The organism is Pseudomonas sp. K5002 (assembly GCF_013386655.1).
Classification (GTDB): domain Bacteria; phylum Pseudomonadota; class Gammaproteobacteria; order Pseudomonadales; family Pseudomonadaceae; genus Aquipseudomonas.
In genome coordinates this window covers 1-22,398 of record NZ_JACARK010000241.1, presented here as the reverse complement: position 1 = coordinate 22,398, position 22,398 = coordinate 1, and the positions used below count along the sequence as shown (strand labels likewise).

At 60.5% G+C, this 22,398-nt stretch carries 17 protein-coding genes and 1 pseudogene; 9 read left to right on the top strand and 9 right to left on the bottom strand.

Translation table 11 applies throughout. The features are described 5' to 3' along the window. Both HX846_RS12865 and HX846_RS12860 read right to left on the bottom strand, forming a co-directional pair. A partial coding sequence (locus HX846_RS12865; RefSeq protein WP_178965503.1) for a methyltransferase occupies positions 1–800 on the bottom strand: 800 nt, incomplete at its 3' end. Between the two features lie 128 nt (positions 801–928). Beyond that, complete coding sequence (locus HX846_RS12860) at positions 929–1,639, bottom strand: LuxR family transcriptional regulator (RefSeq protein WP_003215813.1); 711 nt, start codon at positions 1,637–1,639, stop codon at positions 929–931. Positions 1,640–2,044: 405 nt separating this feature from the next. Here HX846_RS12860 and HX846_RS12855 point away from each other — a divergent pair, with 405 nt between their 5' ends. Continuing rightward, entirely contained in the window at positions 2,045–2,821 is a 777-nt protein-coding gene (locus HX846_RS12855) for a ferredoxin--NADP reductase (RefSeq protein WP_087695254.1), read from the top strand. A 40-nt stretch (positions 2,822–2,861) separates the two neighbouring features. Here HX846_RS12855 and mscL read toward each other — a convergent pair whose 3' ends face one another. Further along, positions 2,862–3,278: a large-conductance mechanosensitive channel protein MscL gene (gene mscL, locus HX846_RS12850; RefSeq protein ID WP_003215816.1), complete on the bottom strand. Its 417-nt coding sequence runs from the start codon at positions 3,276–3,278 to the stop codon at positions 2,862–2,864. Positions 3,279–3,564: 286 nt separating this feature from the next. Here mscL and katB point away from each other — a divergent pair, with 286 nt between their 5' ends. The 3 genes from katB (at position 3,565) to radA (ending at position 7,154) form a co-directional block, all read left to right on the top strand. Then, positions 3,565–5,106, top strand: coding sequence for a catalase KatB (katB, locus tag HX846_RS12845; RefSeq protein ID WP_003215817.1), 1,542 nt, complete (start codon positions 3,565–3,567; stop codon positions 5,104–5,106). A 105-nt stretch (positions 5,107–5,211) separates the two neighbouring features. Then, the gene (locus HX846_RS12840; protein ID WP_178965502.1) at positions 5,212–5,751 is read left to right on the top strand and encodes an ankyrin repeat domain-containing protein; all 540 of its coding nucleotides are present in this window, start codon (positions 5,212–5,214) and stop codon (positions 5,749–5,751) included. 35 nt (positions 5,752–5,786) lie between these two features. Next, entirely contained in the window at positions 5,787–7,154 is a 1,368-nt protein-coding gene (radA, locus tag HX846_RS12835) for a DNA repair protein RadA (protein WP_003215821.1), read from the top strand. A 115-nt stretch (positions 7,155–7,269) separates the two neighbouring features. On the opposite strand, the gene HX846_RS12830 is transcribed toward radA, so the two are convergent. Continuing rightward, entirely contained in the window at positions 7,270–7,638 is a 369-nt protein-coding gene (locus tag HX846_RS12830; RefSeq protein ID WP_003215824.1) for a PilZ domain-containing protein, read from the bottom strand. Between the two features lie 173 nt (positions 7,639–7,811). Here HX846_RS12830 and HX846_RS12825 point away from each other — a divergent pair, with 173 nt between their 5' ends. From HX846_RS12825 to yjiA, 3 genes are all read left to right on the top strand, one after another. Next, on the top strand, positions 7,812–9,878 hold the full coding sequence (locus tag HX846_RS12825) for a carbon starvation CstA family protein (protein WP_177080074.1): 2,067 nt from the start codon (positions 7,812–7,814) through the stop codon (positions 9,876–9,878). 15 nt (positions 9,879–9,893) lie between these two features. Further along, entirely contained in the window at positions 9,894–10,091 is a 198-nt protein-coding gene (locus HX846_RS12820) for a YbdD/YjiX family protein (RefSeq protein WP_003176208.1), read from the top strand. Positions 10,092–10,238: 147 nt separating this feature from the next. Next, positions 10,239–11,198 (top strand): GTPase, encoded by a 960-nt coding sequence (gene yjiA / locus HX846_RS12815; RefSeq protein WP_003215828.1) that lies wholly within the window; start codon positions 10,239–10,241, stop codon positions 11,196–11,198. A 197-nt stretch (positions 11,199–11,395) separates the two neighbouring features. Here the strand turns inward: yjiA and glyA are convergent, their stop codons facing one another. Together glyA and HX846_RS12805 are read right to left on the bottom strand one after the other, a co-directional pair. Continuing rightward, on the bottom strand, positions 11,396–12,649 hold the full coding sequence (gene glyA / locus HX846_RS12810) for a serine hydroxymethyltransferase (protein ID WP_008432824.1): 1,254 nt from the start codon (positions 12,647–12,649) through the stop codon (positions 11,396–11,398). A gap of 241 nt (positions 12,650–12,890) precedes the next feature. Next, a complete protein-coding gene (locus tag HX846_RS12805; protein WP_023659180.1) occupies positions 12,891–16,742 on the bottom strand; it encodes a bifunctional diguanylate cyclase/phosphodiesterase in 3,852 nt (1,283 codons plus the stop codon). Positions 16,743–17,027: 285 nt separating this feature from the next. Between HX846_RS12805 and ettA the strand changes: the two genes are divergently transcribed. Then, positions 17,028–18,692, top strand: a complete 1,665-nt coding sequence (gene ettA / locus HX846_RS12800; RefSeq protein WP_003215833.1) for an energy-dependent translational throttle protein EttA — start codon at positions 17,028–17,030, stop codon at positions 18,690–18,692. 349 nt (positions 18,693–19,041) lie between these two features. Then, positions 19,042–20,379 (top strand): NADP-specific glutamate dehydrogenase, encoded by a 1,338-nt coding sequence (gene gdhA, locus HX846_RS12795; RefSeq protein WP_003215835.1) that lies wholly within the window; start codon positions 19,042–19,044, stop codon positions 20,377–20,379. On the opposite strand, the gene HX846_RS12790 is transcribed toward gdhA, so the two are convergent. From HX846_RS12790 to HX846_RS12780, 3 genes and pseudogenes are all read right to left on the bottom strand, one after another. Next, complete coding sequence (locus HX846_RS12790) at positions 20,376–20,873, bottom strand: GreA/GreB family elongation factor (RefSeq protein WP_178965501.1); 498 nt, start codon at positions 20,871–20,873, stop codon at positions 20,376–20,378. The genes gdhA and HX846_RS12790 overlap by 4 nt on opposite strands. A 70-nt stretch (positions 20,874–20,943) precedes the next feature. Then, positions 20,944–21,300: a hypothetical protein gene (locus HX846_RS12785; RefSeq protein WP_102369931.1), complete on the bottom strand. Its 357-nt coding sequence runs from the start codon at positions 21,298–21,300 to the stop codon at positions 20,944–20,946. A gap of 388 nt (positions 21,301–21,688) precedes the next feature. Next, a pseudogene (locus HX846_RS12780) lies at positions 21,689–22,398 on the bottom strand (hypothetical protein); the annotation flags it as partial.

The following is a 22,398-nucleotide window of genomic DNA, read 5'->3' as shown; positions in this document are numbered from 1 at the left end:
GCCATATAAGACTCGTCGACCAGCGTGTACTGCGCCTGCGGATTCTGTAGCGCGCTGGCAATTGCCAGTACGCCGTTGCCACAGCCCAGGTCTGCTACCCGGGCGCCGCCCAGGTTTTGTGGCAGGTGCGGCAGGAAGGCCCGGGTGCCGATATCCAGGCCTTCGCGGCAGAACACGTTGGCGTGGTTGAGCAGTTCGATGGCCGGGGTTTCCAGGCTGTAGCGCGTAGGGTAGGGCGATACGGCGTGTGGCCGATCGGCCAGGGTGGCGATCAGCAGTCGGGCCTTTTTTACCGCCAGTGAGGCGTGCATCGGGCCGATGTAGCGCTCCAGCAGTTCGCCGGCAGCCCGTGGCAGGTGCTTGACCATCGCCCCGGCAATCACTTCGGCGCCGGGTGCCAGTTGACCTTGCAGGCGAATCAATTGTTCTTCGAGCAGGGCCAGGGTTTTCGGCACGCGGATCAGTACGCGGTCGAACGGCCCGGCAGGTGTCTGGCTGGCGGGCAGGAACGTTACCGCGTCGAAAGCCTTGCCGTTGCGCGCCAGGTTTTTCTCCAGGCCCAGGGCGCCGAGGAACGAGTCACCACTGGAGGAGACCTGCACATGCCCTTCGAGGCTGGCCGCCAGCGCGCCGAAACTGTCGTTGAGCACCAGGACGCGGGTCGCCGTCGTCAGCTGTTGTTCCGCCAGGTAGCTGAGCAAATACTCATCGGCTGCATCAAACGCTTGCAGCGGGTCGTTGTGCTGTTCTGGCTGACGGATCAGGTCGAGTTGGGCGAAGGGGCTGTCGAGCAGGGGCATGACGGGGGAGACTCTGGGTAAGCGAACCATCGGGGTGAGCGGCGACGCGAGGCGCATCAGGGGCTCGCGTCATCACCCGGAACTGGCCGCAAATGTTACGTTTTTTTCCCCTGGATTACATGCGGTGTTTAAAACAACCCGCATTTGACTGCCGTGATCACTGCGGCAATCTTGTTACTGACCCCCAGTTTCTTCATCGCACTGCTGATATGGAAGCCGACCGTGCGTTCGGACAGGCACAGGATGGTGGCGATGTCCGAGGCGGTCTTGCCCAAGGCCGACCATTGCAGGATTTCGGTTTCCCGCGGGGTCAATTTGCTGGGCGCTTGCGGGCTGGGATTGTCTGCGTATTTTTTGGCCACCACCGCGTGCATGGCGTGGCAAATCCAGAGCACTTGCCCGGCTTTTTCATAGAGTTCTTCAGGGCCCACTGGGCCGGTGGCACGCCCCAGGCTCAACATGCTGAAAACACCCTGGAAGTCATGAACCGATTGGGTCCATCCGAAATTCAGTCCGTTGGACTGGGCATGGGCCCATAAGTCCGGTACCGAAGAAAAGGTTTTCTCGTCCCATACGATCGGTAGAACCGAGCGTTTGCAATGCGCAACCACAGGGTCGAGATCAAAGTAGTGCTCTTGTCTGTACAGCGTATTCCATTCATTGGAATAGTTGTTGAGGTTGATAGTTTTCGTTTGGTTGTTGGGTAGATGGGAACTAAGGGTGAATGCGCAGTATTGGAAGCCAAGCTCGTAGGTAAGGTTGAGGGCAGCTTCGTACATACTGGTTATTTCGCTTTCCCCTTCGAGTTTGGGCAGGCGAGTGTTGTGCCAGTTGACCATCGGTAACTCTCCATGCGAACGGTTTTTACATGGGGTACTTCCAAGGCCCCCGGTTACAACGTGAAAAAATAGTGTAGGACAACGGCTACAGCTCGAAATAAAAATTTGGTTATGTTCAAGCGGGCGTTAGGCCAATAACATTTGTACAACCTGGCTACGGTGTACAGGTTTCAGGCGTTCGATAAGATTTTTTTCCATTAGTTTTAAGAACTTGCTCTAAATGCGCCTTGTTAATATTTAGTTGCACTCCCTCATCTAATGGCTTGTTGGAAGGCGACTAATAGCCAAATATTTAGTACCGCCCAGCGGTTGCCACAATGGGCAGCGGCAATGCCAGCACAAACCATCGGTGTTTCCAGGCGGCGCTTTGGGGGACACTAGGGGCCTCTGCAAATGGAGTTTCCCATGACGGCCAGTGCTGAAAAATACACCCGCCAGACCCTGCTCGACGTGAAATCGCTGACTCCCAGCCTGTTTACCCTGCGCACTACCCGAGACCCTGGTTTTCGTTTTCGCGCCGGACAATTCGTGCGTCTTGGGGTGACCAAGGCCGATGGCGGCATTGTGTGGCGTGCTTATTCGGTGGTGTCCTCGCCCTTTGATGAATACCTGGACTTCTTTTCCATCGTGGTGCCGGGCGGTGAGTTCACCAGTGAGCTGAGCCGCCTGCGGGAAGGCGATACCCTGCTGGTAGAACGCCAGGCCACGGGCTTTCTGACCCTGGACCGGTTTGTGGATGGTCGCGATCTGTGGCTGCTGGGCACCGGGACCGGTATTGCGCCGTTTCTCTCGATCCTGCAGGACTTCGAAGTGTGGGAGAAATTCGAGCGGATTATCCTCGTCTATAGTGCCCGCGAAGCAAGGGAGCTGGCTTACCAGTCGTTGATCCATGAACTGGGCGAACGTGAGTACCTGGCAGAATACGCCCACAAGCTCACCTACATTCCCATTGTCACCCGCGAGCAACATCCGGGCGCGCTGAATGGGCGGATTACCACCCTGATCGAGAACGGCGAATTGGAGCGCGCCGCAGGCATCGAGCTGACCCCCGAGCATTCCAGGGTGATGATTTGCGGTAACCCGCAGATGATCGACGACACGCGTCAGTTGCTGAAACAGCGCGACATGCAACTGAGCCTGACCCGCCGTCCGGGGCAGGTCGCGGTAGAAAACTACTGGTAAAACAAAGGCGCCCTGCAGGCGCCTTTACTTTTTGCCGAGCTTACTCGGGCTTGCTGTTCTGTGCCTTGAGCAGATCGCGGATCTCCCCCAGCAGCACTTCTTCCTTGGTCGGGACCGGCGGCAGGCTAGGTGCCACGGCCTCTTCACGCTTCAGGCGGTTGATGGCCTTCACGCCCATGAAGATCGCAAACGCAACGATCACAAAGTCGATCACGCTCTGGATGAACTTGCCGTACGCCAGTACGACGGCCGGCGCATCGCCCTGGGCGGCTTTAAGCGTTACGGCCAGGTCGCCGAAGTCGACACCCCCAATCAACAGGCCGATAGGTGGCATCACCACGTCGCCTACAAAGGATGAAACAATTTTGCCGAAGGCGGCGCCGATGATAATACCGACCGCCATGTCGACCACATTACCTTTGACCGCGAAGGCCTTGAACTCACTTAACACGCCCATAGGTTATTCCTTGTTACAGATGAGGAGGTAGAAGCCAGTGTAAGACAGTGTGGCGAGGCTTGCTCGACACAACTGCTAACAGTGTCCGTTTTTATCGACACATTAAATCGCAAATAGTTTGCAAAGTGCCACCAATCGCGCGCGGAATACCCGCTATTTCAGTGGGTTACCACACTATTTTCTTTATCGGGGTGGTACGGCTTTTCTATTTATCTTCTGACTCGCGGGTCACTAGCCTCTGGCAAGCACAACTCAATGTGCACTAAAAAAACCAGAGGATACCTCGATGAAAAACCCTATTAGCCGCGGGCCTATTTCTGCGCGACAGGTGCTGTTTGCAGTGAGCGCCAGTCTTCTTTCGCTGTCCGTACACGCCGCCAACCTCACGCGCGATAATGGCGCGGCGGTCGGTGACAATCAGAACTCGCAAACCGCCGGTGCGAATGGCCCGGTCCTGTTGCAAGACGTGCAACTGATCCAGAAGTTGCAGCGCTTTGATCGCGAGCGTATTCCGGAGCGCGTTGTGCACGCCCGTGGCACCGGCGCTCACGGTACTTTCACCGTCACCGATAACCTCAGCGACCTGACCAAGGCCAAGGTGTTTGCCGCCGGCGAAGCCACGCCGGTATTTGTGCGCTTCTCTGCGGTCGTTCACGGCAACCATTCGCCGGAAACCCTGCGTGACCCGCGCGGCTTCGCCACCAAGTTCTACACCGCCGAAGGTAATTGGGACCTGGTCGGTAATAACTTCCCGACATTCTTTATTCGCGATGCGATCAAGTTTCCGGACATGGTTCACGCCTTTAAACCCGATCCGCGCACTAACCTGGACGATGATTCCCGTCGCTTTGACTTCTTCTCCCATGTTCCGGAGTCCACTCGTACGTTGACCGAGTTGTACTCGGACTCCGGCACTCCAGCCAGTTACCGGGAAATGGACGGTAACGGTGTACATGCCTACAAGTTGATTAACGCCAAGGGCGAAGTGCACTACGTCAAGTTCCACTGGAAGAGCCTGCAAGGCATCAAGAACCTCGATCCTAAACAAGTGACTGAAGTACAGGGCCGTGACTACAGCCATATGACCAATGATTTGGTCACGCACATCAATAAGGGCGACTTCCCCAAGTGGGACCTGTATGTGCAAGTGCTGAAACCGGAAGACTTGGCCAAGTTTGATTTCGACCCGTTGGATGCCACCAAGATCTGGCCGGACGTACCGGAGCGCAAAGTCGGGCAGATGGTGCTGAACCGCAACCCGGCCAACGTCTTCCAGGAAACCGAGCAAGTCGCCATGGCGCCGGCCAACCTGGTGCCGGGCATCGAGCCGTCGGAAGACCGCCTGCTGCAGGGCCGGGTGTTCTCCTACGCCGATACGCAAATGTACCGCCTGGGGCCAAACGCCCTGCAACTGCCGATCAATGCACCCCGGGTGACCGTCAACAACGGCAATCAGGATGGCGCCATGAACTTCGGCAAGACCACCACTGGCGTGAACTACCAGCCAAGCCGCCTGCTGCCACGGGAAGAGCCGCAAACCGCGCGGTACAGCCAGTCGGCCCTGTCGGGCAGTACGCAGCAAGCGAAGATCCAGCGTGAGCAGAACTTCAAGCAGGCCGGCGACCTGTACCGCTCGTTCAACAAGAAAGAGCGTCAGGACTTGATCGACAACTTCGGCGGCTCCCTGGCCACCACCGATGACGAGAGCAAGCACATCATCCTGTCGTTCCTCTACAAGGCTGATCCGGAGTACGGCACCGGCGTGACCAAAGTGGCCAAGGGCGACCTGGCCCGCGTTAAAGCACTGGCCGAAAAGCTGACCGACTAACCGCCCACGCTCCCTGTAGGAGCTGGCTTGCCGGCGATAGCGCCCACAAGTACGCCATCGCCGGCAAGCCGGCTCCTACAGGTGGCACATCACTGAGAATTTGCCATGCGAATCTTAATAGGCGCTGTCCTTGCGTGTTTGTCGTTCAGCGTATTGGCCGAACAAGCTGACTCGGCCGCGCTTAAGGCACAACTGCAGGATTACTACTTCGACGCCGCCCGCCGTGGCGACGTGGACATGCTCAACACCTTCATCGACTCCGGCTATCCGCTGAACACCCAGGATGAAAAAGGCTACACGGCGCTGATTCTCGCCGCCTATCACGGCGAAAGTGCCTACGTGGACCGATTGCTCGCCGCCGGCGCCGATGCCTGCGTGCAGGACAAACGCGGCAACACCGCGTTGATGGGCGCGATCTTCAAGGGTGAGCTGAAAATCGCCCAGCGCCTGCTCGCCACCGACTGCAACCCCGACCAGCGCAACGGCGCCGGACAAACGGCGGCCATGTATGCCGGGCTGTTCAAACGCGTGGAACTGCTGGATGAACTGAAAGCCAAGGGCGCCGATCTGAATGCCGAAGACCCGATCGGTAACAGCGCTTCACGTTTGGCCAGCGGTGAAATCCGTACCCCGGCGCCGCGCTGAGCTATCATCGCGGTTTTTCGGTTGGAGGTTCTCAAATGGCAAAGGCCAAGCGCATGTATGGCTGCACGGAGTGCGGCGCGACCTTTCCCAAGTGGGCCGGCCAGTGCACGGAATGCGGTGCGTGGAACACCCTGACCGAAACCATGATCGAGAGTGGCGGCGCCGTGGCCCCCAGTGGCCGTTCCGGCTGGACCGGGCAACAAACCCAGATCAAGACCCTGGCCGAAGTCAGCGTCGAAGAAATCCCGCGTTTCTCCACCGCTTCCGGTGAACTGGACCGGGTGCTGGGCGGCGGCCTGGTGGATGGCTCGGTGGTGCTGATCGGCGGTGACCCGGGCATCGGTAAGTCCACGATCCTGCTGCAAACCCTGTGCAGCATCGCCAGCCGCATGCCGGCGCTGTATGTCACCGGCGAAGAATCCCAGCAGCAGGTGGCCATGCGTGCGCGCCGCCTGGGCTTGCCTCAGGACCAACTGCGGGTGATGACTGAAACCTGCATCGAAAGCATCATCGCCACCGCGCGCCTGGAAAAGCCCAAGGTGATGGTGATCGACTCGATCCAGACGATTTTCACCGAACAACTGCAATCGGCACCGGGTGGCGTGTCCCAGGTGCGGGAAAGTGCCGCGCTGCTGGTGCGCTATGCAAAACAGAGCGGTACGGCGATTTTCCTGGTGGGCCACGTGACGAAAGAAGGCGCGCTGGCCGGCCCACGAGTGCTGGAACACATGGTCGACACCGTGCTGTATTTCGAAGGCGAGTCCGATGGGCGGTTGCGTTTGTTGCGGGCGGTGAAGAACCGTTTTGGCGCAGTCAACGAGCTGGGTGTGTTCGCCATGACTGACCGGGGCTTGAAAGAGGTCTCCAACCCGTCAGCGATTTTTCTTACCCGTGCCCAGGAAGAAGTCCCGGGCAGCGTGGTGATGGCAACGTGGGAAGGCACCCGGCCGATGCTGGTGGAAGTCCAGGCGCTGGTGGACGACAGCCACTTGGCCAACCCGCGTCGTGTCACCCTGGGCCTGGACCAGAACCGGCTGGCGATGTTGCTGGCGGTATTGCACCGCCACGGCGGCATTCCCACCCATGACCAGGATGTATTCCTCAACGTGGTGGGCGGGGTCAAGGTGCTGGAAACCGCGTCTGACCTGGCGTTGATGGCGGCGGTGATGTCCAGCCTGCGCAACCGGCCGTTGCCCCATGATTTGCTGGTGTTTGGCGAAGTGGGCCTGTCGGGTGAAGTGCGCCCGGTGCCCAGTGGCCAGGAGCGTTTGAAGGAAGCGGCCAAGCACGGCTTCAAGCGCGCCATCGTGCCCAAGGGCAATGCGCCGAAAGAAATGCCACCGGGGCTGCAAGTGATCGGGGTGACGCGCCTGGAGCAGGCGCTGGATGCCCTGTTCGAATAGTCGCCAGCCACCCATCACCCCTGTAGGAGCCGGGCTTGCCCGCGATGGCGGTGTATCAGCTGATTGATATGCAAACTGACACACCGCCATCGCAGGCAAGCCAGCTCCCACATGTTCAGGTCTCCAGCAAGGCGGCGAATTCCCGCTCCAGCTCTGCCTGATCACCGAGGTTCAGCTCGATTATCCGCCGCAGGTGGCTGATGGAGTCGAGGTCGATGTGTTCGCACACAAAGCCGAGCTGCCCATGATCGTCGTGGGTTAGCCGCACCTGCATCTTCACGTCGGTCTCGGCGTCGAGATGAATGTCCACATCGAACGATTCGTAGCGATGGCCGTGCCATTCTTGCGGCCGTTGCACCAGCAAGCCCTTGAGCGACAAATCTACCAATTGCACCGACCAGACATGGCCGTCTTGCGTGAGCTCGGTCCTGGCGTCGAAGGCAATGCGTCGGAAACGGCGTCGGTCTGAAGGCTGTTCGCTCATGGTGAAACCCTCTGTGGATAAAGGAATTGTAGCCGTGCGCCATCATGGGACGGTTTTTTCTGCTTTTTTCGCTCCGGCAAGGCTCTAGACCAACGTAGGGGGGTGGCCTTTAAGGCCAGTAGCGCTAAACTCGGGATGGCTGTCTTTCTGTCCACCCTGGCTGGAATATAAAAATGAAAAATAATAATAGCCTGCTACGCCATCTACCCTGGCTGCTGCTGGCAATCGTAGGAGCGTGCGCCCTGGGCGTAGTGGCCTTGCGCCGCGGCGAGGCGATCAACGCCTTGTGGATCGTGGTCGCAGCAGTGGCCATTTATCTGGTTGCTTACCGTTACTACAGTCTGTTCATCGCTAACCATGTGATGCAGCTCGATCCACTGCGGGCTACCCCCGCTGTGCTGAACAACGACGGTCTGGACTATGTGCCGACCAACAAACACATCCTTTTTGGTCACCACTTCGCGGCAATCGCCGGCGCAGGGCCTTTGGTCGGCCCGGTACTGGCGGCGCAGATGGGCTACCTGCCCGGCACGTTGTGGCTGATCGCCGGCGTGGTGCTGGCCGGGGCGGTGCAGGACTTCATGGTCCTGTTCCTGTCCACTCGTCGCAACGGCCGTTCCCTGGGGGACATGGTCCGCGAAGAGATGGGCCGTGTGCCCGGGACCATCGCGCTGTTCGGCTGCTTCCTGATCATGATCATCATCCTCGCGGTGCTGGCGCTGATCGTGGTCAAGGCCCTGGCCGAAAGCCCGTGGGGCATCTTCACGGTGATGGCAACCATCCCGATCGCGATGTTCATGGGCATTTACATGCGCTACATCCGCCCGGGCCGCATCGGTGAAATCTCGATTGTCGGCGTGCTGTTGCTGCTGGGTTCGATCTGGCTGGGCGGGCAGATTGCCGCTGACCCGGTGTGGGCCAAGGCCTTCAGCTTCACCGGCATCCAGATCACCTGGATGCTGGTGGGTTATGGCTTCGTGGCTGCCGTGTTGCCAGTGTGGCTGATCCTCGCACCACGGGACTACCTGTCTACTTTCCTGAAAATCGGCACCATCATCGCCCTGGCGATTGGCATCCTGGTGACCATGCCCGACCTGAAAATGCCGGCGCTGACCCAGTTCATCGATGGCACCGGCCCGGTGTGGAAGGGCGGCCTGTTCCCGTTCCTGTTCATCACCATCGCCTGTGGCGCGGTCTCGGGTTTCCACGCACTGATCTCCTCGGGCACCACGCCCAAGTTGCTGGCCAGTGAAGGGCACGCCCGTTACATCGGCTACGGCGGCATGTTGATGGAGTCGTTCGTGGCCATCATGGCGATGGTTGCCGCTTCGGTGATCGAGCCAGGGGTGTACTTCGCCATGAACAGCCCGGCCGCGATTGTCGGCGGTGACGTGGTGGCTGTGGCGCAAACCGTCAGCAGCTGGGGTTTTGCAATTACCCCGGAAGCGTTGCAGGCGGTGGCCCATGACATTGGTGAGTCCACCATCCTGGCCCGTGCCGGCGGTGCGCCAACCCTGGCGGTCGGTATCGCGCAGATCCTGCACAGCGTCCTGCCGGGTGAAAACACCATGGCGTTCTGGTACCACTTTGCGATCCTGTTCGAAGCGCTGTTCATCCTGACTGCGGTCGACGCCGGTACCCGTGCCGGTCGCTTCATGCTGCAGGATTTGCTCGGCTCCTTCGTGCCGGCGCTCAAGCGTACCGAGTCCTGGACGGCCAACCTGATCGCTACCGCAGGTTGTGTGGCGATGTGGGGTTACCTGCTGTACCAGGGCGTGATCGACCCACTGGGCGGCATTAACACCTTGTGGCCGCTGTTCGGTATCTCCAACCAGATGCTGGCCGGTATCGCGCTGATGCTCGCCACGGTTGTGCTGATCAAAATGAAACGCCAGCGCTACATCTGGGTGACCATGCTGCCAGCCGTATGGCTGCTGATCTGCACCGTGACCGCAGGCTTCATCAAGCTGTTCGACGCCAACCCGGCGATCGGCTTCCTGTCGCTGGCCAAGAAATACAGCGATGCCCTGGCTGCCGGCCAGATCCTCGCACCGGCCAAGAGCATCGACCAGATGCAACACGTGATCTGGAACGCCTACACCAACGCAACGCTGACGGCGCTGTTCCTGTTCGTGGTCTTCAGCATCCTGTTCTATGCGCTCAAGGTCGGCATTGCTGCCTGGGGCAAAAAGGAACGTACGGATAAAGAAGCGCCATACCAGGCCATCCCGGACGCTTGATAGAGGATTGCAATCATGTTCAATGACATCAGTCGCCTCGGTAAATACCTCGGTCAGGCCGCGCGCCTGATGGTCGGCATGCCCGACTACGACACCTACGTCGAGCATATGCAAACCAAACACCCGGACAAACCGATGATGGACTACAAGGCGTTCTTCCGGGAACGCCAGGAGGCCCGTTACGGCGGCAAGGGTGGGCCCAAGTGCTGCTAGCCCGTTAGTTCGGGTTACGGTGATCCCTTGTGGGAGCGGGCTTGCTCGCGAAGGCGGTCTTTCAGTGATGCATGTGCTGACTGACACGCCGCCTTCGCGAGCAAGCCCGCTCCCACATTTGTTTTGTGTTTCTTCAAGGAGAATTCTTTGTCCTCTCCCATTCCCGTCACCGTCCTCAGCGGCTTCCTCGGCGCTGGCAAGACCACCTTGTTGCGTCACCTGCTCAAGGCCGAGCACGGCTTGAAAATCGCCGTGATCGAAAATGAATTCAGCGACGCCGGTATCGACACCCAATTGCTGGGCAGCGAGCCGGTGCAAGTCATGACCCTCTCCAATGGCTGCGTGTGCTGCACCATCCACACTGACCTGACCAAGGCCCTGTACCTGTTGCTGGAGCGCCTGGACAGCGGCGAGATCGCCTTCGACCGCCTGGTGATCGAGTGCACCGGCCTGGCCGACCCGGCCCCTGTGGCCCAGACCTTTTTCATCGATGAAGAACTGCGCGAGCGCTACATCCTCGACGGCATCATCACCCTGGTGGACGCGGCCCACGCCGAGCACCACCTGACCCAGACCATCGCCCAGGCGCAGATCGGGTTTGCCGACCGCCTGCTGGTGAGCAAGCGCGACCTGGTGGACGATGCCACCTTCGACGCCCTCAGCGAGCGCCTGACTCGTATCAACCGCCGCGCACCGATACGCGTGGTGGAACACGGCAAGATCGACCTCGCCGAACTGCTGGATGTGCGCGGCTTCAACCTCAACGCCGGCATGAGCCTGCGCCCGGTGAGCCAGGCGCCGTCCATCGACCGTATTTCCAGCCTGGTGCTGCGCACTGACCAGCCGCTGGATATCGACAAACTCAGCGAGTTCATGAACGAGCTGCTGGAAGACCACGGCAAGCAATTGCTGCGCTACAAAGGCGTGCTGAACATTGCCGGGGAAGACCGGCGCATGGTGTTCCAGGGCGTGCTGAAGCTCTACGGGTTCGATTGGGACACCGAATGGGCCGAAGGCGAAGCGCGGGAAAGTGTGATTGTGTTTATTGCTGACGAGTTGCCGGAAGAGAAGATTCGCGAAGGCTTTGCGCGGGTTTACCAATCCTGACTTGAAACGCAGTCAAAATGTGGGAGCGGGCTTGCTCGCGAAAGCGGTGTATCAGTCAGCCCATGCATCAACTGACACAGCGCTTTCGCGAGCAAGCCCGCTCCCACATTTGATGTCATTTCAAATTGAGAAAGCAGCGTTTTCAGGCATAAAAAAGCCCGGCTCTTGAGCCGGGCTTTTTGTTCAAGCTACTGCAATCAAGCGCCGTATACCGGCAGCTTCTTGCAGATGGCCTTGACCTTCTCACGCACAGCGTCAATCACTGCTTCGTTGTTCAGGTCAGCCAGGATGTCGCAGATCCAGCCAGCCAGTTCCTTGCACTCTGCTTCCTTGAAGCCACGAGTGGTCACAGCCGGGGTGCCGAAGCGCAGGCCGGAGGTGACGAACGGCGAACGTGGGTCGTTCGGTACCGAGTTCTTGTTAACGGTGATGAAGGCTTTGCCCAGAGCGGCGTCAGCGTCTTTACCGGAGATGTCCTGCTTGATCAGCGACAGCAGGAACAGGTGGTTCTCAGTACCGCCGGACACTACGTCAAAACCACGCTCGATGAACACGCCGGCCATGGCCTTGGCGTTTTTCACCACTTGCTGCTGGTAGGTCTTGAACTCAGGCTGCAGCGCTTCCTTGAAGCAGATCGCTTTGGCGGCGATCACGTGCTCCAGCGGGCCACCCTGGCCGCCCGGGAATACGGCGGAGTTCAGCTTCTTCTCGATCTCGGCGTTGGCGCGAGCCAGGATCAGGCCGCCACGTGGACCGCGCAGGGTCTTGTGGGTGGTGGTGGTCACGACGTCAGCGAACGGCACCGGGTTCGGGTAGACGCCAGCGGCGACCAGACCGGCCACGTGGGCCATGTCGACGAACAGGTAGGCGCCGACCTTGTCAGCGATTTCGCGGAAGCGTGGGAAATCCAGGATCTGCGAGTAGGCAGAGAAACCGGCCACGATCATTTTTGGCTTGTGCTCAACGGCCAGGCGCTCGACTTCGTCGTAGTCGATCAGGCCGTTGCCGTCGATGCCGTACTGAACGGCGTTGTACAGCTTGCCGGAGGAGGAAACGCTGGCGCCGTGGGTCAGGTGACCGCCGTGGGCCAGGCTCATGCCCAGGATGGTGTCGCCCGCTTGCAGCAGGGCCAGGTACACGGCGCTGTTGGCTTGGGAGCCGGCGTGTGGCTGGACGTTGGCGTAATCGGCGCCGAACAGTTCCTTGGCGCGGTCGATGGCCAGTTGCTCAACGATGTCGACGAACTCGCAACCGCCGTAGTAGCGCTTGCCCGGGTAGCCTTCGGCGTACTTGTTGGTCAGAACCGAACCTTGAGCCTCCATCACGGCGGGGCTGGTGTAGTTTTCCGAAGCGATCAGCTCAATGTGCTCTTCCTGGCGCTGAGCTTCTTGCTCCATGGCGGCAAAGAGATCGGCGTCGTACTTGGCAATAGTCAAATCACGGCTGAACATGGCGGTCCTCAAGGATCGGGGGCAGAAAAGAAGCGCATTCTAACCCAATGGGTTTTAGATGGCATATGAAAGGACATCATGTCGCGGACAAGCGGGGCTCATCTGGGGATAGGTGGTGTTTGTTCGGGCCCCTTCGCGAGCAAGCCCGCTCCCACATTCAATCGGGTTCCTTCAGGTGGAATACGGTCGAATGTGGGAGCGGGCTTGCTCGCGAAGAGGCCATCCGCATCACCTGAGGATTTCAGTCGAACATGAACAGCGCATCATTGCTGAACTGCGCCTCAAACCGGTTCGCCGGCATCGGTCGCCCGAACAGGTAGCCCTGCACCTCATCGCAACCGTGCTCCCGCAGGAAGTCCAGCTGCTCATGGGTTTCCACACCCTCGGCGATCACCGCCAGGTTCAGGCTGTGGGCCATGGCGATAATCGCCCGGGCAATCTGCGCATCCTGCTCACCCGACGGCAGGCCGTCGACAAAGGTGCGGTCGATCTTCAGCACGTCGATGGGGAACTGCTTGAGGTAGTTCAGCGATGAATAACCGGTGCCGAAGTCATCTACCGCGATGCTCAGGCCGAGGTTTTTCAGGCTGGCGAGGATCTGCATCGCTTCGTTGACCTCGCGCATCAGGATACTTTCGGTCAGCTCCAGCTCCAGGCACGCCGGCGGCAGGCCGGTGTCCTTGAGGATGGTGGCGATGCGCTCGCCCAGTTGCCCGTCGGAGAACTGCCGGGCCGAAATGTTGACCGAGACCTTGGGTACCCGCACCTTGTTCTGGTGCCAGGTCTTGAGTTGGCGGCAGGCTTCGCTGATCACCCAGTCACCCACGTCCACCACCAGCCCCAACTCCTCCAGCACCGGGATGAAGTCCCCCGGCGGCACCAGCCCGCGACGCGGATGGCGCCAGCGCAGCAGGGCTTCGGCGCCGGTCAAACGTTTGCCGTCGCCGCTGAACTGCGGCTGGTAATACAGCACGAATTCGTTCTGTTCCAGGGCGTGGCGCAGGTCGCTTTCCAGCTCCAGGCGTTCCAGGGCGCTGGCGTTCATGTCGGCCTGGTAGAACTGGAAGTTGTTCTTGCCCCGCTCCTTGGCGTGGTACATCGCCGTGTCGGCGTTTTTCATCAACTGGCTGAGTTCGTTGCCGTCCTGCGGGCTCAGGGCGATGCCGATACTGGCGGTGACGAAGAACTCGCGGCCCTCCAGCACAAACGGCTTCACCAGGCTGGCCAGAATCTGCTCGGCCACGTGAATCGCCCGGTTCAGCGCCATCTCACGGTTGACCCGCGGTTGCAGCAGTAAGGTGAATTCGTCGCCGCCCATGCGTGCCACGGTGTCGTCTTCGGCCACGCAGCCCAGCAGGCGGGTGGCCATTTCCTTGAGCATGCGGTCGCCGGCGGCGTGGCCCAGGGAGTCGTTGATCGGCTTGAAGCGGTCTAGGTCGAGGAACATCAACACCACCCACGACTTCTGCCGTTCCGCCGATTGCAGCGCGGTGTGCAGGCGGTCCTGGAACAGCGTGCGGTTGGGCAGGTGGGTCAGGGCGTCGTAGTAGGCCAGGCGATGGATGCGCTGCTCGCTGGCCTTGCGTTCGCTGATGTCACTGAAGAAGCACACGTAGCTGGCCAGGTCGCCTTCGTCGTCGAACACCGCCGTGATGCCGACCCAGGCCGGGTAATGCTCGCCGTTACGGCGCTTGAGCCACACTTCGCCTTCCCAGGTGCTGTGCTGGTGCAATTGCTTGAGGACGTAGCGCAGGTGGGCTTCCTGCTGTTCGTCGACGGTGAGCATGTTCGGCAACTGGTCGAGCACGTCCGCCACCGCATAACCGCTGACCCGGCTGAACGCCTCGTTGGCCTGCACGATGTAGCCGGCCGGGTCGGTGATCAGGATCGCCGAGGTGGAGTGTTCGAATACCGTGGCCGCCATGCGCAGGTCTTTTTCCGCACGGCGCTGCTGGCTGATATCGCGACCCACGCCAAGGATGCCCTCGAACGCGCCGTGTTCGTCCCACACCAGCACCAGGCGCAGTTCGATGGGGATCTTGCGCCCGTCGGCCCGCAGGCAGTCGAACAGGAACAGTTGGGTCTGCACGTCGTTGCGCAAGGCCGCGAGGGATTCGGGTTGGTCCAGGGCGCGGCTGACTTGCTCCACCAGGGAGTAGATACCGGTCAGTTGCTGCGGGTTGGCGATGGTCGATTGCCAGCCGTTTTCGAAGATCCAGTCGACGTCATAGCCCAGCACCGCGTTCACCGAAGGGCTGACGTAGTTGAGGGCCAGCTTGCTGTCGGTGGAGAAGATTACGTCGCTGATGCTTTCCGCCAGCATGCGGTAGCGCTGTTCGCTGTCACGCAGGGATTCACTGGCTTCGATCTGGTCGGTGATGTCCTTGGCCACGCCGATGATGCGCGTCACCTGGTCAGTCTTGTCACGGGCCAGGGCCTGTTCGCGGATGTCGAAGCGCCGCCATTGGTTGTTGCGGTGGCGAAAGCGCAACTGGCACTGCAACTGGCTCAGGTAGCCGGCCTGGCGCTGTTGCAGGCGCAGGTCGTGGTAGCGCTCGGCGTCTTCGGGGTGCAGCAGGATCTCCCAGAAGTACTCGCCCATCTGCTGCAGCTCGGGCTTGTTGTAGCCCAGGGTGTGGCCCAGGTGGTGGTTGCTGAAAATCATCCGCTGGCTGATCACGTCCTGCACATACAGGTGATCGGGCACGGTGCGCACCACGTCCGACCAGAAACTCTCGCGCTCCACCAGTGACAACTCGATCAGCTTGCGGCTGGTGATGTCGCTGATGCTCAGGATCACGGCCTTGAAGTCGTCCTGTTGTTCCGGCAGGCGCATCACCAGCCACAGGTATTGGTCGTTGCCTTCGATATCGCTGAGCTGGATTTCCAGTTCAAGCTGCTTCTGCTGGGTCAGCACCGCGTCGATCACCTGGTTGCCGATGGCGGTCGGGCTCGACGGGCAGGCGTCGATCAGGCGTTCCCAGGCCTGCTCGCAAGAGGCAACATTCAGCAAGCGCACCGCCACCTGGTTGACCTCGGTGATGCGCAGTTCCTTGAGCAGTTGCTGGCGCTGTTCCGGGTTGTCTTGCAGCAACTGTTGCAACTGCTCGCGGGTTTGCAGTCGGGCTCTATCGAAGAACGCGCGCAGGCCCGACAGGTCGAGCACGCACAGCGCCACGCCGGTGCCTTCGAAAATATCCTGGTAGCGCCGGCGCCCCTCGTGCACCTGGCGCTGGCGGCGGCGCATGTTCAGCAGCACGATCACCGGGATCAGCGAGAAGGCCAGGCCCAACAGGCATTTGCCGATAAAGGCCGGCAGCAGTTGCTCCAGCACGGCGGCGCGGTCGAACAGGCCGCGCAGTTGCCAGTCGCTCTTGCTCAGGGGCGTGACCAGTACACTTTTGTTCAACTCGTCCGGGGTCAACGCGGTGGCCCATTGGGCCGGCATCCCGCTGTCACGGCTGACCACCCGGTGGTTGAGGCGGTTTTCGATGACCCACATCGGGCGCTGGCCCTGGCCATCCTGGCGGGTCAGGTTGGCCAGGTAATTGGGGGCCAGGCGCAAGGCCCAGTACATCTTGGTGCCGCCGCTGGGCTGGTGCAGCAGCAGGTAGATGACGGTGCCGTCGTTGTTGTTGCTCAGGTAATAGGACTGGGCGTGGCTGCGCTTGACCAGTTCTTCGAGCCAGGCGCTGTCCTGGCTGTCGCTGGCGCTGTCACTGATCATCGCGCCGCTGGGGGCGAGCAGGGCGACGCTGCGCAACTCCGGCAAGGAGCGTTGCAAGGTGCGCATCAGGATTTGTTGCTGTTCGGCGTCCCGCGGCGGTTCGACGATCGGCAGCAGGTTCAGCGCAATCTGCGCACTGAGGGCCATGTTCAGGCTGATCTGTTCGGCCAGGTCGGCGCTGTAGTCGATGGTGTATTGCTGCTGGTTTTTCTGGTTTTGCTGCAACTGGTCCAGCAGTTGCCAGAACAATAACGCGAGCAGCAACAGGACCAGCGTCGCCAATGCGCCCTTCAGGGTTCCGTGCAGGGGCGCTCCCGGCGCTATATGAGCGGCGCGCAGGGGAGTTGGCGGCGTTACGTTGGACAAACTGTGATCCTGCGGTTTGGCTGGACTGGCGCGCGACGTGCACTATAAGCCGGACGCCCGGAGGGCGGCTAGCATGCCTTGTGTTGTGGCAAAGTGCCAGCCCCGCCTGGCTGGACTGCCCACCCGCATTCAGGTAGCTTTGCCGGTTACGCGAGGGCGTTCCAGCCCCAGACAATCAGGCATCTACCGCACGCAGGCATTGATAGACATCAACGGCCCGCGCGGCGCATGGCCTGGCACGGGTTTCGCCCGCTTAATTCATCAGTCACTGACGCTAGGTTCACCATGGCTCAATACGTCTTCACCATGCATCGGCTGGGAAAAGTTGTTCCGCCGAAGCGGGAAATCCTGAAAAACATTTCTCTGTCCTTCTTCCCGGGCGCCAAGATCGGCGTGCTCGGCCTCAACGGTTCGGGTAAATCCACCCTGTTGAAAATCATGGCCGGCGTCGACACCGAGTTCGACGGCGAAGCCCGCCCGATGCCCGACCTGAACATCGGCTACCTGCCACAGGAACCTATCCTGGACCCGACCAAGACCGTGCGTGAAGTGGTCGAGGAAGCGGTCAGCGTGATCAAGAACGCCCAGGCCCGCCTGGACGAGGTCTACGCGGCCTACGCTGAAGAAGACGCCGACTTTGACAAACTGGCGGCAGAACAGGCCAAGCTCGAAGCCATCCTGCAAGCCGCCGACGGTCACAACCTGGACCGCCAGCTGGAAGTCGCCGCCGACGCGCTGCGCCTGCCGGCGTGGGACGCCAAGGTTGAACACCTGTCCGGTGGTGAAAAGCGTCGTGTGGCCCTGTGCCGCCTGCTGCTGTCGGCCCCCGACATGCTGCTGCTCGACGAACCGACCAACCACCTGGACGCCGATTCCGTCGCCTGGCTGGAGCATTTCCTGCACGACTTCCCGGGCACCGTGGTTGCGATCACGCACGACCGGTACTTCCTGGACAACGTTGCTGGCTGGATCCTCGAGCTCGACCGTGGCGCCGGTATCCCTTACGAGGGCAACTACTCCGGTTGGCTGGAAGCCAAGTCCGACCGTCTGGCCGCCGAATCCAAGCAACAGTCGGCCCATGAAAAGGCCATGAAAGACGAGCTGGAATGGGTGCGTAAAGGCGCCAAGGCGCGTCAGTCGAAATCCAAGGCCCGTCTGGCGCGTTTCGAAGAGATGCAGTCCCAGGAATTCCAGAAGCGTTCCGAGACCAACGAAATCTACATCCCGGCCGGTCCGCGCCTGGGTGACAAGGTCATCGAGTTCAAGAACGTCTGCAAGGGCTACGGCGACCGCGTGTTGATCGACAACCTGTCGTTCTCCATGCCAAAAGGCGCCATCGTTGGCGTGATCGGCGGTAACGGTGCGGGTAAATCCACACTGTTCCGCATGCTGATGGGCAAGGAGCAACCGGACTCGGGCACCATCGAAGTCGGCGAAACCGTGCAACTGGCTTGCGTTGACCAGAGCCGCGACGACCTCGACGGCAGCAAGACGGTGTTCCAGCAGATTTCCGACGGTTCCGACCAGATCCGTATCGGCAACTACGAAATCCCGTCGCGCACCTACGTGGGTCGCTTCAACTTTAAGGGCGGCGACCAGCAGAAGTTCGTCAAGGACCTGTCCGGTGGTGAGCGCGGTCGCTTGCACCTGGCCCTGACCCTGAAAGAAGGCGGCAACGTATTGCTGCTCGACGAACCGTCAAACGACCTCGACGTTGAAACCCTGCGTTCCCTGGAAGAAGCCCTGCTGGACTTCCCGGGCGCCGCCATTGTGATCTCTCACGATCGGTGGTTCCTTGACCGCGTGGCCACTCACATCCTGGCGTACGAAGACGACTCCCAGGCGGTGTTCTTCGAAGGCAACTACACCGAATACGAAGCCGATCGCAAGAAACGCCTCGGCGAAGCTGCTGCCCAGCCGCATCGTGTACGGCACAAGAAGCTGGCCTGATCCGGGTTGGTGGTTTGAACAAGCGGGGCCTTCGGGTTCCGCTTTTTTTTGCGTGTTTCCAGGTGGACCGCGTCGTCTGCATCGCAGGCAAGCCAGCTCCCACAGTTGACCGCATTGTCATGGATGCACTGGATCAAATGTGGGAGCTGGCTTGCCTGCGATAGCGGATTAACTGTTGGTGCAAGGCCTGGATTGAAATCCTCATTAAGGTGCAAAAAACGCTTGTATTTATATCTAATGCACCATTTAAATTCACAAAAGCGACATTTTGCCCTGTCGCGGTGCGACATGAATTGATAAAGTCCGGGACAAATCTCCTTTAACGACAATAAATTTTCCGAGACTTTTCATGATCGAATCCGTTGAATCCTTCCTTGCCCGCCTCAAGAAACGCGACCCCGACCAGCCGGAATTCCACCAGGCCGTGGAAGAAGTCCTGCGCAGTTTGTGGCCGTTTCTTGAAGCCAATCCCCACTACCTGAACTCGGGCATCCTGGAGCGCATCTGCGAGCCGGAGCGTGCGATTGTGTTCCGGGTGTCGTGGGAAGATGACCAGGGCAAAGTACGGGTCAACCGCGGGTTCCGGATCCAGATGAACAGCGCCATCGGCCCTTATAAAGGTGGCCTGCGCTTCCACCCGTCGGTGAACCTGGGCGTGCTGAAATTTCTCGCCTTCGAACAAACCTTCAAGAACTCCCTGACCTCGCTGCCCATGGGCGGCGGCAAGGGCGGCTCGGACTTCGATCCCAAGGGCAAGAGCGACGCCGAGGTGATGCGTTTCTGCCAGGCGTTCATGAGCGAGCTGTATCGCCATATCGGCTCGGACGTGGACGTGCCCGCCGGTGATATTGGCGTGGGCGCCCGGGAGATCGGCTTCCTGTTCGGCCAGTACAAGCGCCTGAGCAACCAGTTCACTTCGGTGCTGACCGGCAAGGGCATGAGCTACGGCGGCAGCCTGATTCGCCCGGAGGCCACCGGTTTTGGCTGCGTGTACTTCGCTGAAGAAATGCTCAAGCGCAACGGCGAGCGGGTCGAAGGCAAGCGCGTGGCGATCTCCGGCTCCGGCAACGTCGCCCAGTACGCGGCGCGCAAGGTCATGGACCTGGGCGGCAAGGTGATTTCCTTGTCCGACTCCGAAGGCACTCTGTACTGCGAAAGCGGTTTGACCGAAGAACAATGGTCGGCACTGCTTGAACTGAAAAACGTACAGCGCGGGCGCATCAGCGAACTGGCATCGCGTTTCGGCCTGGAATTCCGCGCCGGCAAAGCACCATGGGAACTGGCCTGCGACATCGCGTTGCCCTGCGCCACCCAGAATGAACTGGACGCCGAAGCGGCGCGCACTCTGTTGCGCAATGGCTGCGTCTGCGTGGCCGAAGGCGCCAACATGCCGACCACCCTGGAGGCGGTGGATATCTTTATCGAGGCCGGCATCCTGTTCGCGCCGGGCAAGGCGTCCAATGCCGGCGGGGTGGCGGTGAGCGGGCTGGAGATGTCGCAGAACGCCATGCGCCTGCTGTGGACCGCCGGTGAAGTGGACAGCAAGCTGCACAACATCATGCAGTCGATCCACCATGCGTGCGTGCACTACGGCGAAGAGAACGGCCGGGTCAACTACGTGAAGGGCGCCAACATTGCAGGCTTCGTGAAGGTTGCGGATGCAATGCTGGCCCAGGGCATCGTTTAACCCTCGGGTTCGATGCGCAGGATTTCGATCAACTGATCACCGACGGGGCGCTTCCACAGCACCTCGTCGCCCACCTGTGCACCCAGCAGCGCGCGGCCCAGTGGCGAACCCCAGTTGATCAGGCCCACCGTGGCGTCGGCCTGGTCTTCGCCCACTAACTGAATGCGCTGCTCTTCGTCCTGTTCGTTGGCAAAGGTCACCCAGCTGCCGATTTGCACCTTGTCGGTGGAGGTTGCCGGCGCCACCACCTGTGCGCTTTGCAGGCGCTGGTTGAAGTAACGCAAATCCCGCTCAAGGTCGGCCTGGCGCTGTTTATCGGCCTGCTCGCCCTTGGCGGATTCTTCGCTGTGCTCATGCTGCAACTGCGCGACCCTGGCCTGCAATTGTGCAAGTCCGCGGGCAGTGAGGTGATTGGGTTGCGCGCTGACCTGGCGTTCCACCGGTTGGCTGGCCTGGGCAGCGGCGCTGTCTTCGTTGATGAAAGCTCGACTCATGACGTTCTCCTGCTATGGAGTTTGGGCCATGGTCGCAGGGGTTAAGTTTCGCTGGATGTCTGGAAGCGACCTATTGCGAGCGAAAGGCCCTGGCAGCGTCGCGGTCTTTTTCCTGTTGCCAGGCGCGTTCGCGGTCGTCCCAGTGGCGATTCTTGTAGTCGTTCAGGTCTTCGTTCTCGCGCATGGCCTTGCATTGGCGAAAGCCATCATCCCAGCCTTCGGCGTAGGTGCGGTCTTTCAGGTAGCGCGGGACGTTCTTGCGAAATTCCCCGGTGATCACCCCGGCAGCCTGGCGGCCGCTGCTGCAACCGTCGTCATAGCCATCGGCGAAGGCGGGTGGATAACCCTTGGCCAGCAAATCCTCATGGGTTGATTGGCAACCCGACAGCAGGGCCAACAGGCCCAGCACTCCAGCGTACCGCCACATCGCTTGCTCCCTGGCCGTTGAACGGCTGATGGGGGAAGTGTAGGAGTGGATTCGTTCGGGGTATGTGAAACGGATGTGAGAAATCCGTGTGACGCTGCGGCTTCGGGCGATCACGCGCCCCCTGTGGCGAGGGAGCTTGCTCCCGCTGGGGCGCGAAGCGGCCCCTGTTCAGGGTATAGAGATATTACAGAGAGGGTGAGGTGTCTGGTTTTGGGGCTGCTGCGCAGCCCAGCGGGAGCAAGCTCCTTATGGACTAATTAGAGATCGTTCCCACGCTCTGCGTGGGCATGCCGCTCTGGACGCTCTGCGTCCGCTTTTAAGGTCGTGACGCAGAGCGTCACAGGATGCATTCCCACGCGGAGCGTGGGAACGATCTACGGCTCAGGGATTAATAGTGATACCACTTCACTTCCAGCATCACTTCGTTCACCGGTGTCGCGAGGTGGCTGTATTCCCGCTGCGCACTCAGTCTCAGCCCCAGGTTGCGCGACAATTCCCACTGTTGATTCAGGCTGATACTGCGCCGCACCTCGCCATTGGTGAAGAAGTCACCCTTGACCTCCAGGCTCAGGTTGCCCAGCGGGTTGCGCCACAACACACCTGTATTGAACCCGGCAGCCGGGGAGATGGCTTCACCGAAGTCGCTGTTGTGCTCCACGCGCACGGTGCCGAGGGCGAAGCCAAGCATGTCGTCGCGCAGTTGCCAGGTGCCGCCCGCGCCACCGTTGACGTGGCTGACGAGTGTCTCGTCGTCATGCTTGCCCGGTACGCGCTCCAGGCCGCCGGTGACTTGCCACGACCACGGCTGCAGCAGCTCGTTGCGTGGGGTCAGTGAGCGGATGGTTGCCAGATCCAGTTGCTGCAATTGCCAGTGGTTGCCTTCGTACTGGCGCAGTTTCATTTGCAGGATTTCAATCTGCGCGCCCAAGGGAAAGCCTTCGGCGTTGTCGTTCAGGTCGTGGTAGGCCATGCGCAGGCCGTATTCGCCGAAGGCCTTGTCGCCCCGGGTGCCGATGCCGGCTTGCCAGGTGCGGGATTCGTGGCCGTCTTCGGGCAGGCCGGGGCGTTCGATCTTCAGGTCCGGCGCCGGGTTCTGGT

What these genes read in the sequence shown, in the direction of transcription:
- HX846_RS12860 (WP_003215813.1), bottom strand. Translation starts at nt 1,639, where the DNA reads ATGGTCAACTGGCACAACACTCGCCTGCCCAAACTCGAAGGGGAAAGC.
- HX846_RS12855 (WP_087695254.1), top strand. Translation starts at nt 2,045, where the DNA reads ATGACGGCCAGTGCTGAAAAATACACCCGCCAGACCCTGCTCGACGTG.
- mscL (WP_003215816.1), bottom strand. Translation starts at nt 3,278, where the DNA reads ATGGGCGTGTTAAGTGAGTTCAAGGCCTTCGCGGTCAAAGGTAATGTG.
- katB (WP_003215817.1), top strand. Translation starts at nt 3,565, where the DNA reads ATGAAAAACCCTATTAGCCGCGGGCCTATTTCTGCGCGACAGGTGCTG.
- HX846_RS12840 (WP_178965502.1), top strand. Translation starts at nt 5,212, where the DNA reads ATGCGAATCTTAATAGGCGCTGTCCTTGCGTGTTTGTCGTTCAGCGTA.
- radA (WP_003215821.1), top strand. Translation starts at nt 5,787, where the DNA reads ATGGCAAAGGCCAAGCGCATGTATGGCTGCACGGAGTGCGGCGCGACC.
- HX846_RS12830 (WP_003215824.1), bottom strand. Translation starts at nt 7,638, where the DNA reads ATGAGCGAACAGCCTTCAGACCGACGCCGTTTCCGACGCATTGCCTTC.
- HX846_RS12825 (WP_177080074.1), top strand. Translation starts at nt 7,812, where the DNA reads ATGAAAAATAATAATAGCCTGCTACGCCATCTACCCTGGCTGCTGCTG.
- HX846_RS12820 (WP_003176208.1), top strand. Translation starts at nt 9,894, where the DNA reads ATGTTCAATGACATCAGTCGCCTCGGTAAATACCTCGGTCAGGCCGCG.
- glyA (WP_008432824.1), bottom strand. Translation starts at nt 12,649, where the DNA reads ATGTTCAGCCGTGATTTGACTATTGCCAAGTACGACGCCGATCTCTTT.
- ettA (WP_003215833.1), top strand. Translation starts at nt 17,028, where the DNA reads ATGGCTCAATACGTCTTCACCATGCATCGGCTGGGAAAAGTTGTTCCG.
- gdhA (WP_003215835.1), top strand. Translation starts at nt 19,042, where the DNA reads ATGATCGAATCCGTTGAATCCTTCCTTGCCCGCCTCAAGAAACGCGAC.
- HX846_RS12790 (WP_178965501.1), bottom strand. Translation starts at nt 20,873, where the DNA reads ATGAGTCGAGCTTTCATCAACGAAGACAGCGCCGCTGCCCAGGCCAGC.
- HX846_RS12785 (WP_102369931.1), bottom strand. Translation starts at nt 21,300, where the DNA reads ATGTGGCGGTACGCTGGAGTGCTGGGCCTGTTGGCCCTGCTGTCGGGT.